Source organism: Vibrio sp. 1069 (genome assembly GCF_033340555.1).
The window spans coordinates 1-893 of sequence record NZ_JAWOWP010000184.1 but is presented as its reverse complement, the minus strand read 5'-3'; the positions used below and the strand labels follow the sequence as shown (position 1 = coordinate 893).

At 48.8% G+C, this 893-nt stretch carries 1 pseudogene; it reads left to right on the top strand.

The window, feature by feature from the left end:
* Positions 1-893: pseudogene (locus R7040_RS25320) on the top strand (DUF3372 domain-containing protein); the annotation flags it as partial.

Here is an 893-nt window from a genome sequence, read left to right as displayed (position 1 = left end):
GAAAGTGATTGAAGATGTGCTGAACAGCTACGATCCAGCCACCGGTTCTGCGCAAGCACTGATGAACGATTTGCGCATGCTAGACAGCTTCAACTGGGGTTACGACCCATTCCATTACACGGTGCCAGAAGGCAGCTACGCGACCGATCCAAACGGCTCAAAACGTATTCTTGAGTTCCGTGAAATGGTGCAAGCAACACACAAAATGAAGCTGAAGCTGATCATGGACGTGGTGTACAACCACACCAATGCCTCTGGCATTAACGACAAATCCGTTCTAGATAAAATCGTCCCAGGGTACTACCACCGTCTTAACGTCAACACTGGCGGCGTAGAAAACTCAACCTGTTGTGACAACACTGCAACAGAAAACTTGATGATGGGTAAACTGATGGTTGACTCATTGAAAGTGTGGGCGGACGACTACAAAGTTGACGGTTTCCGTTTCGACTTGATGGGCCACCAGCCAAAAGATGTGATGGTCTACGCGCTTGAGCAAATCCGCAAGATTGACGAGAACACCTTGTTCTACGGTGAAGGTTGGGACTTCGGTGAAGTGTCTAACAACGCTCGTTTTGATCAAGCCACTCAGCTAAACATGGCTGGCACTGAAATCGGTACGTTCTCGGATCGTCTGCGTGACGCTGTTCGTGGCGGTAGCCCATTTGATGGCGGTGTCGATTCAGAAGGTAAGCACCCACTTCGCTTCAACCAAGGTTTTGGTAACGCGGCTTACGCGAATGAAGAAACCAAAGTGGACGCAGAATCGGTGAATGGTCGTCTACACAACCAAGATTTGGTTCGTCTAGGCATGGCGGGTAACTTGGCTGACTTCGTTCTTCTAGATTACAAAGGCGACACAAAACTAGGTAAGAACGTTGATTACAATGGTG